This is a genomic window from Gelidibacter sp. (assembly GCF_039916245.1).
Classification (GTDB): Bacteria; Bacteroidota; Bacteroidia; order Flavobacteriales; family Flavobacteriaceae; genus Gelidibacter.
Genome location: NZ_JBDSLS010000100.1, coordinates 1 through 16,967, shown reverse-complemented (window position 1 = coordinate 16,967; position 16,967 = coordinate 1). Strand labels below are relative to the sequence as shown.

The window sequence follows — 16,967 nt, the reverse complement described above, 5'->3', positions numbered from 1 at the left end:
TCCTTTAGTTGTCATCGTCATCGAATTTAGAATATTTAATTGTACTTGAACTGGATTCGTTAAAGTTACTTTCGTAACTATCATCTACATTATCGTCCAAGAATTTATAGGTTAACATTTTGTAATACAATTTTGCGGCAAGAAAATCTGATGATTTCTCGTTCGGGTCTGGACAAAGTTCAACAATGTCAAATCCAACCACATTTTTTTCTTCAAATATTTTTCTTAAAAAATCCAAAGTTTCATACCAAAGCAAGCCACCTGGTTCTGGTGTACCGGTTGATGGTAAAATTGAGGGATCAAAAGCATCCAAATCAATAGTAATAAATACATTATCGGTCATTTGATCTATAGCACTGTCCATCCAAAACTCATCATTGACCATATCATGGGCAAAATAAGTTTTTTCTTCGTCCATCACTGTCGTTTCAATGGCGTCCATACTTCGGATACCAACCTGAATTAAATTGGTGTTTTGGCTCGCTTCATAAACTGCACAGGCATGATTGCATTTGGAACCTTGATATTCCTTACGCAAATCGGCATGCGCATCAATTTGAAGCACAGTCAAATTATCGAAACATTCATTAAAAGCACGAATGGTACCGATTGAAATAGAATGCTCACCACCAAAAGCCGTTACAAACTTATTGCGTTTGATGTACTTTTTAACAGTTTGGTGCACGGCATCGACCATCTTTTCAGGAGATGAATTCTCAGTCACTGCATCAGCAAGGTAAATCCCTTGTTTGTACACTTCGGTTTTTGTTTCAATGTCATACAGTTCCATGTTTTCAGAAGCATCCAAAAAAGCCCTTGGACCTTGGTCTGCACCCTTTTGCCATGTACTTGTCCCGTCATAAGGCACAGGAATCAACACGATTTTCGCAGTCTCTAATTTGGAATATTCTTCTGGTATTCCTGCATACGTTACATTACTATTCATTTTGAAATACTTATTATTATTTTAAAGGTAAAATACAATTTGCTTTTATATGTTTTCAATTAACAGAAAATCTTAGCTCGCGCTTGTGTTATCGTAACCTAAAATTTTAAGTAAGTCTTCACTTTTTTGTTCTTCCGCAAATAATTCGGTGGTTATATTGCCGTCCGCATCTTTGTCAATCAGAATATGTTTTGGCGAAGGTATCAAACAATGTTGCAATCCACCAAATCCTCCAATGGTTTCTTGATAAGCGCCGGTGTTAAAAAAGCCAAGATACAAAGGTTTGTCCTTATTGTACTTTGGAAGGTAAATCGCGTTCATATGTTGTTCGCTATTGTAATAATCATCACTATCACAAGTTAATCCACCTAAAAGCACGCGCTCATAACTATCATTCCAACGGTTAATTGGCAACATGACAAAGCGTTTGTTGATGGCCCAAGTATCTGGAAGCGTCGTAATGAACGATGAGTTGATCATGTTCCACTTCTCTTTATCATTCTGCTGTTTTTGATACAACACTTCATAAATGGCACCGCCACTTTCGCCTACTGTAAAACTTCCAAATTCTGTAAAGATATTTGGCACATCTACTTCTTCTTGCTCACAGAACATTTTAATCTGATTAATGATTTCATCCACCATATATTCATAATCAAAATCGAATGCCAAAGAGTTTTTAATTGGAAAACCACCACCAATATTCAAACTATCCAATGATGGACAGATGCGTTTTAAACTCGTATAAACCTTCAAACATTTAGAGAGCTCATTCCAGTAATACGCGTTGTCACGAATCCCAGTATTGATAAAAAAGTGCAGCATTTTCAGTTTTACTTTTTTATTGTCTCTAATCTGGTTTCTGTAAAATGGAAGGATATTTTTGTATCCAATGCCCAATCTTGAGGTATAAAATTCAAATTTCGGTTCTTCCTCAGATGCAATACGGATGCCTATATTGAATTTCCCTTTGATTTCCTGTGAGAGTAATTCGATCTCTTCATAGTTGTCAATTATAGGAATGCAATTTTTATGTCCGTCGTTGATCAATCTCGCAATATTAGTCACATATTGTGCGCGCTTGAAACCATTACTGATCACATAAGTTTTATTGGTGATTTTGCCATCGGCCTTGAGTTTTTCAACAATGTCAATATCAAATGCCGAAGAGGTTTCAATGTGGATATCATTTTTTAAGGCTTCATCCAACACATGTTTAAAATGCGAACTTTTAGTACAGTAACAATAATGGTACTTGCCCGCATATTTATGATTTTTGATGGCCTTTGCAAACCAATCCTTGGCACGTACTATATTATTTGAAATTTGTGGCAGATAGGTAAACTTTAAAGGCGTGCCATAATCTTCCACTAATTTCATTAAATTAATGTCATGAAAGCGAAGATATTTATCTTCTAGCTTAAATTCATCTTGTGGGAAATAAAAGGTTTGATTGATGAGATCAATATATTTTGTATTCATTATAATCTATTAAGGTTTAAAATTCTGAAAAATAAATCAATTAGAGCAATAAATTGCTGATAAATAATGAAAAATCAAACTTGGATTTGTTGATATGCAGGAACAGACACGAAGACTAGGTGTTTCCTCTTTAATAAATTATGATGAGAAGTAAGCTTTAAAATCTGGTAACTTATCTTATAAGTTGCTTTTGAAAATGACTTCTTAAATTCCAAAAGCCCAAACATAGAAACACGGTTCAAGGGTTCAGCTAAATAAAATGCAAAAGAACTATAAAAAATTTAGATAACATGTGGTAATGTGAAAAATTTATGATGGCAGCTTGCGATGAACTGAACGCCGGTTTTTCACTGATGACAAACGATGACAAACAGCACACCACCAATTAATTTACAACAAGCCAACTATCCGATTTTGAATTAAAATGAAATTGAAATCGAAGTTAAATTTGATTTTGAAATTCCAAGTGCCCAAAACCATTTTTTTTCAAAATCGTTTAAACGGCACAATAGAACATAAAACTTAAAACAACCTCCTTAAGACATCATTTTCAAGTTATTAACTTCTTGCTCTGTAAGATGTTTCCAATGCCCACGAGGGATATCTTTTTTTGTAAGACCAGCGATGGCCACACAATCCAATTTTACAATTTCATATTTTAAATGATCAAAAATTGAGCGTATCACCGTATTTCCGGTGTTTTTGATTTTTAGGCCAATCTGATTTTTGGACTCTCCTTCTATATAACTGATCTCCTCAACAGGCACCAGTTTACCATCAATCCTAATTCCATCCTGAATACTTTTCAAGTCTTCAAACTTTAGGTTTTTATCCAATTCTATTTGAAACAAGCGTGGAACACCATTTTTGGAGTTCGTGAATTTTTTAACCAAAGCTTCATCATTGGTAAACAGAATCAACCCTAAGGAGTTTCTCCCTAAACGACCAATCGGTTTAATGCGCGACGTGGTAGCGTTAGCCACCAAATCCATGACTGTTCTGCCTTTCCCTTCACTTGTGGTGCTTGCAAATCCTTTAGGTTTATTCAATAAAACGTAAGCTTTCTTTTCTGGATTGATACGGGAGCCATCAAAACGAACATCATCTTCCAACTTTACCTTATAGCCCATTTCAGTAACCACTTTCCCGTTAACGGTCACACTTCCTGTAGAAATGTGCATATCCGCATCACGACGAGAGCAAATCCCTGAATTCGCAATGTATTTGTTCAATCTGATCTCATCCGGATTGCCTTTTTTAACTGGGGCTTTTTTAACTTCTTCCGGTTTTGAAATATCTTTTGTAGTTTTTCTCATTGGGGCATTCCCTCTGGCAAAACTTTTCCCTTTGGAATTATCGCGACTCCTTTCACCTCCTGCTGGACTTCCATTACTATGTCCTCTGCCTCCAGATTTTCCTTTCCCACTACTCCCTTGATGTCTACTCATGACTTAAAAATTTTACGCAAAGATACTTTATTATATGACGATTTAAGAGCTACAATTTACGATTTTCTCAAATTCTATTCAACACCACATCCACATTAATCAAAACAATACAAAACACACCAACCACAATGATCAATTTTAAAACATTGTGCAATATGAGGTAATGGGTTTTTGTTTTCGATTTCCATAATAACAGAATCATGATAAACAGCAAAAGCGTGCTTAAATAGAAAAAATAATTCATGTGGCCAATATCAAAATAATTCACCAGCACTAGCATGGGAATCAAAGTTAAAAACGCCAAAATGGTCAACATCGTTTTTGAAACATTCTCACCATAAACTACAGGTATCGTATGATAATCCTGGGCCAAATCGCCTTTGATATTCTCCAAATCCTTAGTCAGCTCCTTCATGGAAATAATCAAAAACAAGAACATCGCATGGAAAAATATGACTGTTTCAAAATTGCGATAGTAGATAAAAATCGCAAAAAACGGTGTGATCATTAAAACCGCAGAAGTCAGATTACCAATAAAAGGCAGTCGCTTCAATTTATGTGAATACAGCCAAATTCCGAAAATATAAAGGGAAAAGAAAAGGACGGCATTAAAGGATACATAGCTCGCCATGACCACGGCCAAAAAATTTAAGATAAAGTAAAATGACAGTTTGGTATTCTGGCTTACCAATCGATCCAACATCGATTTGTGAGGACGATTAATCAAATCCTTTTCGGAATCATAAAAATTATTGATGATATAACCACCGGCAATCGCAGAGGCTGAAGCTAAAACCAACATAAACAAGTTCAGATCGAGCACCACTTCACGAAGTGGTCGATCGGGTGCCAAGATGTAAATGGAAGTCAAATATTGGGCAATAACAACGATCAGAATGTTATAGCCTCTAATGACAGAAAACATGCTAAAAAACTTAAGTAGAAGATGTTTCTGTTTTCTGGTTAGCATCGAAAAATGATTAAAACGCTAATGCACGTATAGCAAAATTGTTTAAAAATTATAAACAACCTCTAATTTGTGATCTTTAAGAGATACTCTGGCTTTATCGATGTCTTCAGTGAATCCTAAAATATAGCCACCACCACCTGAACCACAAAGTTTCAGATAATAATCATTCGTATCCAAGCCTTGTTTCCATAACGCATGGAACTGCTGCGGAATCATGGGCTTAAAATGATTCAAAGCCACTTTAGAAAGTTTTTTGGTGTTGAGAAATAACGATTTGAAATCGCCTTTTAAGAAGTCATCCACACAAGCATCGGTATGCTTAATGAATTGATTTTTGATCATTCTGCGGAAACCTTCCTGTTTCATATTTTCCATAAAAATATGAACCATTGGTGCAGTTTCGCCAGTCATGCCACTATCCAATAAAAACACTGCGCCTTTTCCATCACTTTTTTGCGACGGAATGCCAGTAGCTTCAATATTGTCTTTGGAATTGATCAAAATAGGAATGCTCAAATAACTGTTTAAAGGATCTAAACCTGATGATTTCCCATGGAAAAAAGATTCCATTTCAGAAAAAACAGATTTCAGGATCAATAGTTTTTCACGTGTTAAGTTCTCTAAAACGGTAATTTTATTATGCGCATATTTATCGTAAATCGCAGCCACTAAAGCACCACTGCTCCCTACGCCATAACCTTGAGGAATTGATGAATCAAAGTACATTCCAGCATTGACATCACTCTCTAAAGCCTGCATATCAAAAGTTACCAACTCTGGATTGATAAGCTTCAAATAATCCACATAGCGTTTAAGATTGCTATTAGACTTTATGGCATTTTCAGTTTGAAGTCCGTCAGTTTTCAACGCCCCATTGAAAAAATTATAGGGAATAGACAAACCTTTGGAATCTTTGATGATGCCATATTCGCCAAAAAGCAGGATTTTAGAGTAAAATAGAGGTCCTTTCATTTAGTGTAATGAAAAATTAATAGTGCAAAGTTAAGAATTATTCTTTAGATGATTTAACAATACTAACTAATAATCGCAACATCTCCTGCGCTTTAGGCTTATATTCCTTAAACTGATCAGCATCAATAAATTCGGTGACATGTAACAAATCGAGCCAATAATCAGTTTCATTAGCCTCCTTAAGACTAATTGACATTTTGTTGGTAAAATCTGCACGACTTTGAGCAAACTCAGCCTCCCTAACATTGGCACCAATTGAAGTTCCTGATTTTAAGAGCTGTCGTGACATGACATATTCCTTTTTATTGCCTGCTAAGTACTTATACAGATTCACTATGTCAACAGCAAATAGAAAACTTTTGTCTTTAATAATATTCGTCTTCATTTTTAAGGATTTATTGATTAGTGTTAACCAATATAAACCTTTTCTTTTTAATTTTTAACTATTCATTATCAATTAGTTTTGCTCCGAATCCAATTTGGTCACAAATAAAATGTCCATTTTGACAATACGCAACCAACTCGTTCTTAATAAATTGCAACACTTCCTCACTTTCATTTTTAGGATAAAGCACATGCACATTGGCACCTGCATCTAGCGTAAAACTGATATGCAAACCTGTTTCCTGTCTGAAGTCCCATATTTTATTAATGATCTCCAAGGTATTGGGTTTCATTAAGATAAAATAGGGTGTACTCGTCATCATCATCGCATGTAAGGTCAACGCTTCACTTTCAACCAAGGCATTAAACGCATTTAAATCGCCCGATTCCAAAATCTCTTTAAGACTATCCATATTTTGATGGGCTTGTTGAAATCTGTTTTGTGCATAAGGATGGTTATGCATTAAATTATGGCCAACCGTACTGCTTACCTGCTTTTCGCCTTTGTCAACCAACAAAATAGTGTCCTGATATTCCTTGAAATTCTCATGGACTTTGTAGGGATATTTTACGCCAAATAAATCAGTGCTACCTTCTATACAGTCGGTTTCTCCCCACACAATCACGTCGCCTTCAATACTTCTACAAGCACTTCCTGAACCTAAACGCGCTAAAAATGAAGCTTTTCGATTGAAATAAGCTTCATCAAGAGCGTTTTTATCTGCGCCTTGAACACCATCCGATTTCAACAATTGTTTTTCAACACTCATTAAGCACAACGCCAAAGCACTCATGCCACTTGCTGAAGACGCGATACCTGAGCTATGAGGAAAGGTGTTTTGGGTTTCAATTACAAAGTGATAAATTCTTAAAAACGGCAAATAAACTTCAACACGATCAAAAAAGGTTTGGATTTTTGATTTAAAATCATCCTTTAATTCACCATCTAAATAAATATCAAAAGAGAAATCAGTGTCGTCGTTCGTCCTTTTTGCGAAACTTAATGTTGTGATGGTTTTGCAATTATCTAATGTAAAACTCAGAGACGGATTTTCGGGGATTTGATCTTTTTTCTTCCCCCAATATTTAACTAAGGCGATATTGCTGGGAGACTCCCAAGTGACACTACCTTTTTCTACTAAAGTTTTATAAGTATTTGGAATAAAATCGTGTGCAGTCATGAGTTATTTTTCTTCGGACAAAAACCTATTTCAAAAGACAGATTTCTGAATTATTTCAACCAGATGCAAAAATAAGAAATCCTAATGGTCTTTTTCATTGACCGATGACATTGCCAACAATTTTACCATGGTGTTATAATTTCTGGCCGTTGCTGTGACGTTCAATTTTCGCTCAAAAGAATTCATATTGAATTTCGCTTGTCCGTAACCAGCACCATTGTAAAAATAAAGGCCATCCTTTTTGATGACAAACGTCTCATTTTCAAATGTTATTTTGGAGACTTCTTCAACCAACTCGTTATCAGGAATTCTACTAAACATTATAAAATAACTCTTTTCCTTTATTTCATTGGAAAAAGGACAGGCCTCAAAAATTATTTGCAATTCCTCATGCGTTTTGACAATAACTGAAACCTCAAATCCGAAATGAGCATGAATGGATTTCTGGATTTTATCTTCTATCCCTTCTATTTTATCAGATGAATGGAAAATGACGTTGCCACTTTGGATGTAGGTTTGAACATTTTGAAACCCTGCTTTTATCAATAGCTGACGCAGCTCTGCCATTGGGATTTTATGATGCCCGCCGATGTTAATTCCTTTTAAAAGAGCGACGAATGTGGTCATGCTTAGAAGTCTTGGGATTGGTTTAAAATTCTCAATATAATAATTCTATCTCTGAATATAGTATAATGGATAGAATATTGAAAATTCTCTAAACTTACAATTCTCACCTTCTTATATCTTACTTGAAATGCTTTAGGCATCGCGCAAATAATTCTCAATTGTTCCAGTAAGTCTTCAATAAAATCCTCCTCTTTTTCATATAACCTAAAATAACAAATCGCCCTGTCCAAATCCACATCGGCTTCGTTAGAAATTTCATAATTTACGTCCATAACGTTTTAGAATTTCTGAAAGTGGTTTCGTTTCAAGTGTTCCTTTCTCCATTGCATCCAACATATCATCCATCATCTTTTTATATTCTTCTGAAGGCTCACTATAGCGTATGGCGACATCTTCTAAAGTATATTCGAGGTAATTCTTTAAAGAGCGCTTTTGAAGTTTGGCTTGTTGTTCTAAAATTTTAATCGCTTTATTGTCTAATTCTATAAGTTTTTTTGTCTTTCCCATGATGTATAGATTATATATATCTAATATATAAAAAATATATGATTTAGAGAGCAAACTCAAGAGATTTTTAAAAACATATAGTTCGCTTATAAGTGCTTATAGAACCAACGAAAAGTTTTGAGTTGAACAAAACAGAGCCTGATTTCTATAAAATTAAACACCGATTTCCCCGCTACCCTATCAAATCAAAAACGATTCTTTAGTGAAGATTATTTTATTGCTAAAGTAAAGTTAAAATAGAAAATTCCATCAAAACCCATAAAGCTGTAGTACAGCAATTTACACAAATAAGCAAATATTTTTTAATAGCGAGATCTATTTTCAAGGCCACAAAATCAGCATTTTACCGATAACATTTGTACTTTTGCCGAAATTTCATCATTCCACTCGCCCCCAATGACATGAGTTTATTAAAATCCTATCTGATATTTGTAGCAATTTATTGCACTTCCTTTGCTAGCTATTCTCAGTTAAGAGCAAGTCATATCAATAGCCAAGAACGATTAAATCAGCTTATTTCGCAAGATAGCATCTACGAAGTAACCTTGCTTTTGAATGCAGATCTTGCGCATGCCCAATACCATCACCTGCCCTCATCTTTAGCCTATACCAATCAAGCTTTAGGCACCGTTTTTTCAGGGATTGAAAGTCATGAAACTGCCGCCAAATATTATACAAGGGCTTTTGAAATTTATGACTCACTCAACAAGTTCAATGAGGTTGACAACGTATTGACTCATTTGGCACGAAGTTACGTGGATGGAAAAAACTACGAGAAATTTGACAGCCTCATTCCCATAGCTCTTGATTACTCAAAACGCCTTTACACCATTAATCTTTTTTACAATTTAGAATCCGAAGTCCGCAAAAATTATTTTATCAAAGATTATGATGATGCTTTACAGAATTCAGACAAAGCGCTTGAGCAATTAAATAACTATGATTTTATCTCTGAGCACGATAAAGCTGAAAAAAAACGATGGGAAGCTGCTTTTGGATACTATAAGGCTGTGGCCCTAATTAATTTGGGTCAATCTGAACAAGGCTACAAAGTACTCTTCGATATAGACTCTGAACAATTTCATGTTAAAGATAAGGAGCACCTTTTCCCATTAAGTCAAATTTCGACCTTTAATTTTTATAAATTCAAATATTATAAAGAATATACCGATCAACTGGATTTAGCAAACCGCTACCTTCTCAAATCAGATTCATTAAAGTTTCTTGCAGTTAAGAGTCTTCAAAAAAAAATATCTGAAAACGGAGATCTTATTTATAAGATAATCAATAAGGAAAAAGAATTACAACTTGCCCATTCGAAGAGAAACGAAGGCAGACTGCTTTATAATGCCTTTTTAATCGCCACAATCGTGTTGAGTTTAATCCTAATTGGGGCAGGAATTTTCTTCTATTATTACTACAACAATAGAAAACATATCAAAGCAATCAACTTAAGACTTAAAGAATCCAATAAAAAATTAAAACGGATTGACAAAGAGCGTCTTGAATTTTTTTCCATCTTAAGCCATGAATTAAGAACACCAATATATGGCATCAATGGCCTTACCACATTAATTGAACAAGAACAATCTCCTGAGAAAAGAAAAGGTTATTTAAATGCACTGATCACCTCCAGCAATTATATTTCTGTCCTTATTGACAACGTTTTACAAATCTCAAAATTAAAATTTGAAAACAAGACTCTGCATTTAAAACCCACCAATTTTTCTCAGTTCATAAAAAACACTACAACCTCCATAAAAATTTCAGCAAACCAAAAAGGACTGGAATTTTACACCAATATAGAAAAAACCATTTGTAAAGAATTTTTATTGGTGGACAAGGTTGTGTTAAGCCAAATTTTGATCAATCTTACCTATAACGCCATTAAGTACACATCGAAGGGATTTGTATCCCTTAATGTTACTGAGAAGCAGAGAACAGATTCACACGTTAAATTATTATTTGAGATTAAGGATTCAGGCATTGGGATTCAGAATAAAAATCGGGACATCATTTTCAATGCATTTGAAAACACGACATTTTTAGAAAAGAATAGCTCAGGCTCCGGACTGGGCCTTTATATAGTAAAAACCTTGCTGAAAAGTTATAATGCTCAAATCGAATTTACTTCAAAGCCGAATGAAGGAAGTAACTTTTTCTTTGAAATTAATTTTGAAATTGCCGAATTACCAAAATCTAATGGTCAACTCACGCCTACTGCCCTTGACACCCCTTCTAAAATTCTTATTGTAGATGATAACCACATCAATTTATTGGTCACTCAAAAAAATGTAGAAAAAATTCCGGGATATTTTTGTGAAACTGCTACTCGCGGTAAAGAGGCCATCTGCCTTGTAAAAGAGAAAGATTTTGACATGGTGCTAATGGATATCAACATGCCGGACATGGATGGTTATGAAGCTACCAAACATATTAGATTGTTCAATCCTAACATTCCAGTTTTGGCATTAACGGCTTTAAATTCTGTTGAAGTTCAAAACAAAGCTAAAGCTTGCGGGATGAATTACGTCATCACAAAACCGTATGAATTTGAAGTATTTAAATCCGTGATTTTGAAATACAGCCATGTGATTCAAGATAATTAGCTTTAAATAGCTTTTGCGACAATATAGGCACCAGTCCATGCATTTTGGAAGTTAAAACCTCCTGTAACAGCATCAATATTTAATACTTCTCCGGCAAAAAATAGATTTTTGTGAAGTTTACTTTCAAAGGTTTTAAAATTGACTTCTTTTAAGTCAATACCTCCAGCAGTCACAAACTCTTCTTTAAATGTGCTTTTTCCGTCCACTTTAAAAATGGCCTGGGTCAATTGCGAAGACAAATCCTCCAACTGTTGCTTATTCAAATCTGCCCAACGTGTTACTTGAGTGATATTTGAAGCCATAACCAATTTATGCCAAAGACGTTTAGGCAAATCAAATTGCGGTGCGTTAAACACAGTTTTCTTAGCTAAATCCTGTTTGAAATCTTTTAAAATACTTAAGCAATCTTCAAGAGATTTTCTGATAAAATTAATTTCAATCTCAAATTTATAATCACGATTGGCGAGTTCAATGGCACCAAAAGCGGAAAGCTTTAAAATGGCAGGCGCGCTCATGCCAACATGGGTAATTAGCAAAGGCCCTTCTGAATACAAATCAGTACCGACCACTTTGACTTCGACGTTTTGAGCCACCACTCCGGGAATATCCTTGATGCGCTCATCTTTGATATTAAAAGTGAAAAGCGATGGCACTGGCTGTGAAATACTGTGACCTAAATCTTCCAGTAATTTCCAGATTTTTGGATTGCTTCCTGTGGCAATGACCAATTTTTTGCAGTAAAAAACGTCTGATTGTGTTTCTATTTTAAAATGATGGTCGAAATCTTTAGATTCAGCTCGGGAGGACGGCGAAATACTTTTGACACTTTCATTATATAGTACCTCAACCTTATGTTTCTTGGCTTCGTTTAAAAAACAATCAATGATAGTTTGTGAAGAATCAGTAACTGGAAACATCCGCCCGTCCTCTTCAATTTTAAGTTCCACGCCTCTTTTTTCAAACCAATCAATGGTGTCGCCCGTCATAAATTGATGAAAAGGCCCTAATAATTCCTTTTCACCTCTTGGGTAATTTAATACCAATTCTGAGGGAACAAATTCGGCATGCGTCACATTACAGCGTCCGCCACCTGAAATTTTGACTTTTTGCAAACCTTCTTTACCACGTTCAAGAATCGCGATTTTTAATTTTGGATGGCGTTCTGCAATGTTGATGCCCGCAAAAAAACCTGCGGCACCACCACCAATAATAATGATGTCTTTTATGTTCATATGCGATCGGGGAAATCAGAAATGAGACCATTAACGCCATAACTTTTCATAAGCGCAATGTCCTTAAATTCATTAACCGTCCATGTATTGACTTTATAGCCCAAATTCTGAATTTCTTTTACTTTATTTTTATTCAATAACTGAAAATCCGGATGAATGGCTTTTGCCTTAATTGTTTTTGCAAAGTCAATAGCGTCTTCAATATCAGATTCGGTTAAAACAGCCAAAGGTATATTTATATTGCTATTAAAAACCGTTTTTAATTGTTCAAAATCAAAACTGGACACGATAAATTGTTCGTAGTTCCAATCTTTCGTTTCTATGTATAATTGGATAATCTTGCAAGTATCTTCAGCTGTTCGCTGCCCTTTTAATTCAATATTCAAAAGGCATTTTTTATTTATCAAGTCTAAAACCTCCAATAAGGTCGGAATTTTAAATTTTCCGTTCACTTTAAGCGCTTTCAAGTCGTCAAGCGTTTTTTTTGTAATTTCTCCAGTAGCTTCGGTCAATCTTTCTAAAGTGAAATCATGAAAAACGACCAACTCTCCAGTTTGACATAAATGCACGTCTATTTCTATGCCATCAACGCCTAAATCTATGGCTTTCTGCATGGATTCTAAGGTGTTTTCTGTCACGTAGCCTGTGGCACCGCGATGGCCTATTTTCAGTATTTTATTCACATTCAATAGTTTCTGGTTTCTTTTATTTCCCTCCTTCACTAAAGCTAGCGGCGGGCAGGCTAGTTTCTATCGTTGTAAGCAAAGCTACTATTGGAATTTGTTATTTTCGTAATTGGAATTTTAAAAACTATTTAGGCCTCAACAGTCCTTCCTGGGCTACTGACGCAACAAGCGTCCCATCTCTGGTAAAGATATTTCCTTGTGCAAATCCGCGAGCGCCTGCAGCATTTGGAGTTTCAATGGCATATAACAACCAATCATCAAAATCAAAATCCCTGAAAAACCACATGGAATGATCCAAACTTGCAGTGACCGTATTTCCCCAATGCGCTTTGCTGGCGTGGCGGTTCATCACTGCGGCCAAAATATTATAATCGGAAACATAGGTCAGGATTTGTTGTTTTGCGGCGACATCCAATTGTGAGGAGTCTCCTTTTAACTTAAACCACACGTTGGTAAATGCAGGCAAATCTTTTCTATCGAAGGGATTGATCAATTCAACTGGCTTAAATTCGACAGGACGATCAGCCGACAAAAAGTTCTTTGTTTTTTCTGGAATGAAATCGCCAAACTGATTTAACACTTCCGTCCAACTCAATAATTCTTCAGGTTTTTTGATGGCTTCATCCATTTTGATTTGGTGATTGTAACCTTCTTCCTTTTTTTGGAATGACGCCGACAGAATGAAAATAGTCAAACCATTTTGTAAAGCCGTGACACGTCTGACAGAAAAACTGCCGCCATCGCGAATAATACTAACGTCATATATTATTGGCACCTCCAAGTCTCCAGCTTCCAAAAAATACGCATGTATCGAATGCAGCACCCGATTATTCGTAATCGTTCGTGAAGCGGCATTAACAGCTTGCGCCAACACTTGACCTCCAAAAACATTTGGACTCCCAACGGTTTTACTAAAACCCTCAAATTGTGTAGGATCAAGTTGTTTTAAAGTGATCAGCTCAATTAAATCTTGAACATTGTTCATAGTATGTGTTTTTAAGCCTTTCAAAGGTATCCAAATGAATGTAAAATGAAAACAACCTCGCCTATTAAATCGTAAAATCAGATTTATTTTGAGATTTCAACCTCATCATTCGGCTTTTAATGACCGATAAATCTGCTTCATTTTGTAGATTATTAACCACATCCTGATATAGATTATTGATCTCTTTGATGATTGTCTTTTTGTATTGGACATCAACCGCTTCTGCCTGTTGCAGCAAATATTCAAGCATCATGAATAATTTTTGAACGACTATAATATCATGTTTACAATACGTCCGCAAGGCAGCCATAACATTGTATATCAACGCTTCAAAACTTACCGTTTTTATACTCACGTAGGCATTGTCATCATCATCAAACAGGAAACTATTATCCAGTTTCTTCATTCGAAGTGCAAACAAATCGGTCAAATAATCAATGGCATTGATGGCCGTCCCAGGATCATTGATGCCAGGAGACATGGCTTTTAACGCGATTTCTGTGATTTGCTTAAATGCCAACACATAATTTTCGGCAACGAGTTCATTCTTTGAAAAATGAAAATAATTCAGAAGTTCATCAATGCTTTCTTCGTCCAAATCAGCACCCGAATATCTCAGCATGGGCAAGTCTTTCAGAATAAAAACACCTTTAATTTGTGCAATTTCAATTTTAATCTTTTTTTCTTTTGCAAAACTGGCCAAGGACTTTAAACTGACATCTTGAAAATAACCGGATTTTTTAGACTCTACCGTTTGCCAACTTGCAGTATCAGGGAATTTCGCTTCCGCAGATTTTTCATTGGCAATCAACTTGCTTAATCGTTCATAAGCATCATCAAAAATCTTGTCCATGATCGTTCCAACCTGTATTTGCTGGGAGATGGAATGGATAAAGTAAATGAAGGATGCCAAGCACACCGTCATAAATACAATGGCCAACAAAACTGAAAAACCAGGCAATTGGTACTTATCGCCATGCGGAGTTATGGACACCAATGTGAAAATACAATACAGCAAGGTCGCATTGTAAATCCCTAAAATCAACTGATGTCTTCTGTTCGATATCAATCCCGGAAGTAATCGTGGCGAAAAATTACTGGACGCCTGATTGAGTAAAATCATGACCAAGGAAAAACTGAAAACCATAATAGAAATCAATCCACCAATAAAAGTGGACAAGAGATCTCGTGCCGTGTCAATATTGTTGACGACCAAAAGTGGAGCGTTATCTACCAAGTATTTTGAAACACCCAAACCTTCTAGATAAATCATAATAAAAGCAAATAACAACCCTCCTAAACTAATCAATGACGGATAGAAAGCAATGTTGCTTTCTAATTTGATGATGTAGTCAAGAATATTATAAAATTGCTTTTTCATAAATTATCGTATTGTTTATCAATATTTCGTCGGACAACTCAAAAATTATATCCCAATCCGAATGAAAATCTCTCGCCATCTTCGCCGGTAAATAGATTGAATGTACCTGATAGATATTGCACTGTTGTAATTCTCAAACCGCCGCCATCATCATTATGCCATTTATTAGAAAAATCGTCATTTTGCCAAACTCTTCCAAGATCTCCTGCGGCTTATTGTTTTCCGAAGCAAAATATTGCACCCATGAGCTGTCATCTTTAAAAACAGTGAGCACAGCAAATCCTTGATTTCCGTAAGCAAAAACACCATGATTCTTTAAATTGACTGCCGACGTTTTTGATCCTGCTCCAGAAACAATCTGTTTGATATTCCCGTTGTCATTGTATTGTAGGGTATGCTCGTGACCAGAAACAAAAACAATGTTGCCATTTTCAGTCGCTAAGTTTTCCAATCGATTCATTAAATCGTTATACAATTCATTGTATCTATCTTGAATGGAAACCCCGCCTTGCGCCCTAATCTGAATGGCTAAGGACGCCAATCCTGGCATTGGAATTTTCTTTTGAACAGGAAATAAATGTTTTTCAAGCGCAAACTGTCCGCCATGAGTAGCGTTGGTATACATTGGGTGATGCATTGCAAAAACGATGGTTTTACCATGAGCATTTTTGATTTCGTTTTCAAGTTCTAGCATCAAACGCTCCCGTGTTTTTATAACGCAATTTTCATTGATGGTCGGATGATGATCCCAGTTTTCAAGATACCATTGGGTGTCGATGATAATCATGTGAATGGTTTCACTCACCTCAATAGTTTTTAGCGGACAACCATCTTCTGGAAAAAAACAATTCTCATCAAGCGCTTTTTTGATGTATTGTTCTTCACGTCGCACACCAGTGACGCCTCCGCCCGCATACCATTCGTGATTCCCAGGAATGAAGATGCTCTGCCCTTTAAAATCTGCCACAGCTTTTACTTGGGGATTAAGCATATGTTCAGCGTCAGTTCGGTACTTATTTTTTGGCTCCGGAAGTCCGGATGGATAGATATTATCGCCCAAAAACAAGGTGTAATCGCCTTTGGTATTTTTATCTGAAAGATAATCACGAAACACGGTTAGACCTTGAGACATGCCATGCATTGGGGATAAACCAGCATCGCCAACCAAATAAAAAACCTTATCCACTTCTTTATCCGGAAAAACATTTTCCTGAACATCGACGTCCAAATACTGTAGCTTGTAGGATGCATAAGCTTTTATATGGAAGGGAAACGAAATAAGGACGCTGAGGTTTTTAGTGTAATTCATTAATATTGACTTTTTCAGAATATTTTCTAAGAAATAATTGGAATTAAAAATGAATATCTAATCCTTCCTAAGGACTCCATATTCAATGAGAATTGTCCTTAATTTTAAAGATACGAATTAATTTATTTCAAGGACTCGTCAAATTGAATGCCCACTTATTTCAAAAAACTGCCGTCAAGAACTACAGGACAACATGGAGCAGCCAACTTTATGACGCGCCCATTCTGGTCGTTTGGCAAACCATTTTT

At 35.7% G+C, this 16,967-nt stretch carries 15 protein-coding genes; 1 reads left to right on the top strand and 14 read right to left on the bottom strand.

The genetic code is table 11. The features are described 5' to 3' along the window. Positions 1-4: 4 nt before the first annotated feature. The 9 genes from speB to ABIQ28_RS04835 form a co-directional block, all read right to left on the bottom strand. Positions 5-946 carry an agmatinase gene (gene speB, locus ABIQ28_RS04875; protein WP_348035729.1) on the bottom strand — a complete coding sequence of 314 codons (942 nt, stop codon included), beginning with the start codon at positions 944-946 and terminating at the stop codon, positions 5-7. 72 nt (positions 947-1,018) lie between these two features. After that, positions 1,019-2,428 (bottom strand): arginine decarboxylase, encoded by a 1,410-nt coding sequence (locus tag ABIQ28_RS04870; RefSeq protein ID WP_348035728.1) that lies wholly within the window; start codon positions 2,426-2,428, stop codon positions 1,019-1,021. Between the two features lie 536 nt (positions 2,429-2,964). Then, a complete protein-coding gene (locus ABIQ28_RS04865) occupies positions 2,965-3,876 on the bottom strand; it encodes a pseudouridine synthase (protein WP_348035727.1) in 912 nt (303 codons plus the stop codon). Positions 3,877-3,943: 67 nt separating this feature from the next. After that, entirely contained in the window at positions 3,944-4,846 is a 903-nt protein-coding gene (locus ABIQ28_RS04860; protein ID WP_348035726.1) for a geranylgeranylglycerol-phosphate geranylgeranyltransferase, read from the bottom strand. Between the two features lie 42 nt (positions 4,847-4,888). Then, on the bottom strand, positions 4,889-5,818 hold the full coding sequence (locus tag ABIQ28_RS04855; protein ID WP_348035724.1) for a mevalonate kinase: 930 nt from the start codon (positions 5,816-5,818) through the stop codon (positions 4,889-4,891). A 37-nt stretch (positions 5,819-5,855) separates the two neighbouring features. Next, positions 5,856-6,203 (bottom strand): four helix bundle protein, encoded by a 348-nt coding sequence (locus ABIQ28_RS04850; RefSeq protein WP_348035722.1) that lies wholly within the window; start codon positions 6,201-6,203, stop codon positions 5,856-5,858. Positions 6,204-6,261: 58 nt separating this feature from the next. Beyond that, positions 6,262-7,383: a diphosphomevalonate decarboxylase gene (locus ABIQ28_RS04845; RefSeq protein ID WP_348035720.1), complete on the bottom strand. Its 1,122-nt coding sequence runs from the start codon at positions 7,381-7,383 to the stop codon at positions 6,262-6,264. A gap of 81 nt (positions 7,384-7,464) precedes the next feature. Then, the gene (locus ABIQ28_RS04840; RefSeq protein ID WP_348035719.1) at positions 7,465-8,010 is read right to left on the bottom strand and encodes a DUF1697 domain-containing protein; all 546 of its coding nucleotides are present in this window, start codon (positions 8,008-8,010) and stop codon (positions 7,465-7,467) included. Between the two features lie 255 nt (positions 8,011-8,265). Next, positions 8,266-8,517, bottom strand: coding sequence for a hypothetical protein (locus tag ABIQ28_RS04835; protein ID WP_348035718.1), 252 nt, complete (start codon positions 8,515-8,517; stop codon positions 8,266-8,268). Between the two features lie 401 nt (positions 8,518-8,918). Between ABIQ28_RS04835 and ABIQ28_RS04830 the strand changes: the two genes are divergently transcribed. Continuing rightward, the gene (locus tag ABIQ28_RS04830; protein WP_348035717.1) at positions 8,919-11,126 is read left to right on the top strand and encodes a response regulator; all 2,208 of its coding nucleotides are present in this window, start codon (positions 8,919-8,921) and stop codon (positions 11,124-11,126) included. A 2-nt stretch (positions 11,127-11,128) separates the two neighbouring features. On the opposite strand, the gene ABIQ28_RS04825 is transcribed toward ABIQ28_RS04830, so the two are convergent. From ABIQ28_RS04825 to ABIQ28_RS04805, 5 genes are all read right to left on the bottom strand, one after another. Then, the gene (locus ABIQ28_RS04825) at positions 11,129-12,358 is read right to left on the bottom strand and encodes an NAD(P)/FAD-dependent oxidoreductase (protein WP_348035715.1); all 1,230 of its coding nucleotides are present in this window, start codon (positions 12,356-12,358) and stop codon (positions 11,129-11,131) included. After that, positions 12,355-13,041 (bottom strand): glycerophosphodiester phosphodiesterase family protein, encoded by a 687-nt coding sequence (locus ABIQ28_RS04820; protein ID WP_348035714.1) that lies wholly within the window; start codon positions 13,039-13,041, stop codon positions 12,355-12,357. Before ABIQ28_RS04820 ends, ABIQ28_RS04825 begins: the two co-directional genes overlap by 4 nt. A 127-nt stretch (positions 13,042-13,168) precedes the next feature. Next, on the bottom strand, positions 13,169-14,029 hold the full coding sequence (locus ABIQ28_RS04815) for an acyl-CoA thioesterase II (protein ID WP_348035712.1): 861 nt from the start codon (positions 14,027-14,029) through the stop codon (positions 13,169-13,171). A 64-nt stretch (positions 14,030-14,093) separates the two neighbouring features. Next, the gene (locus ABIQ28_RS04810) at positions 14,094-15,410 is read right to left on the bottom strand and encodes a DUF2254 domain-containing protein (protein WP_348035710.1); all 1,317 of its coding nucleotides are present in this window, start codon (positions 15,408-15,410) and stop codon (positions 14,094-14,096) included. 133 nt (positions 15,411-15,543) lie between these two features. Next, entirely contained in the window at positions 15,544-16,719 is a 1,176-nt protein-coding gene (locus ABIQ28_RS04805; protein ID WP_348035708.1) for a metallophosphoesterase, read from the bottom strand. Positions 16,720-16,967 lie beyond the last annotated feature (248 nt).

What these genes read in the sequence shown, in the direction of transcription:
- ABIQ28_RS04830 (WP_348035717.1), top strand. Translation starts at nt 8,919, where the DNA reads ATGAGTTTATTAAAATCCTATCTGATATTTGTAGCAATTTATTGCACT.
- ABIQ28_RS04860 (WP_348035726.1), bottom strand. Translation starts at nt 4,846, where the DNA reads ATGCTAACCAGAAAACAGAAACATCTTCTACTTAAGTTTTTTAGCATG.
- ABIQ28_RS04845 (WP_348035720.1), bottom strand. Translation starts at nt 7,383, where the DNA reads ATGACTGCACACGATTTTATTCCAAATACTTATAAAACTTTAGTAGAA.
- ABIQ28_RS04850 (WP_348035722.1), bottom strand. Translation starts at nt 6,203, where the DNA reads ATGAAGACGAATATTATTAAAGACAAAAGTTTTCTATTTGCTGTTGAC.
- ABIQ28_RS04835 (WP_348035718.1), bottom strand. Translation starts at nt 8,517, where the DNA reads ATGGGAAAGACAAAAAAACTTATAGAATTAGACAATAAAGCGATTAAA.
- ABIQ28_RS04815 (WP_348035712.1), bottom strand. Translation starts at nt 14,029, where the DNA reads ATGAACAATGTTCAAGATTTAATTGAGCTGATCACTTTAAAACAACTT.
- ABIQ28_RS04840 (WP_348035719.1), bottom strand. Translation starts at nt 8,010, where the DNA reads ATGACCACATTCGTCGCTCTTTTAAAAGGAATTAACATCGGCGGGCAT.
- ABIQ28_RS04855 (WP_348035724.1), bottom strand. Translation starts at nt 5,818, where the DNA reads ATGAAAGGACCTCTATTTTACTCTAAAATCCTGCTTTTTGGCGAATAT.
- ABIQ28_RS04870 (WP_348035728.1), bottom strand. Translation starts at nt 2,428, where the DNA reads ATGAATACAAAATATATTGATCTCATCAATCAAACCTTTTATTTCCCA.
- ABIQ28_RS04825 (WP_348035715.1), bottom strand. Translation starts at nt 12,358, where the DNA reads ATGAACATAAAAGACATCATTATTATTGGTGGTGGTGCCGCAGGTTTT.
- ABIQ28_RS04805 (WP_348035708.1), bottom strand. Translation starts at nt 16,719, where the DNA reads ATGAATTACACTAAAAACCTCAGCGTCCTTATTTCGTTTCCCTTCCAT.
- ABIQ28_RS04810 (WP_348035710.1), bottom strand. Translation starts at nt 15,410, where the DNA reads ATGAAAAAGCAATTTTATAATATTCTTGACTACATCATCAAATTAGAA.
- ABIQ28_RS04865 (WP_348035727.1), bottom strand. Translation starts at nt 3,876, where the DNA reads ATGAGTAGACATCAAGGGAGTAGTGGGAAAGGAAAATCTGGAGGCAGA.
- speB (WP_348035729.1), bottom strand. Translation starts at nt 946, where the DNA reads ATGAATAGTAATGTAACGTATGCAGGAATACCAGAAGAATATTCCAAA.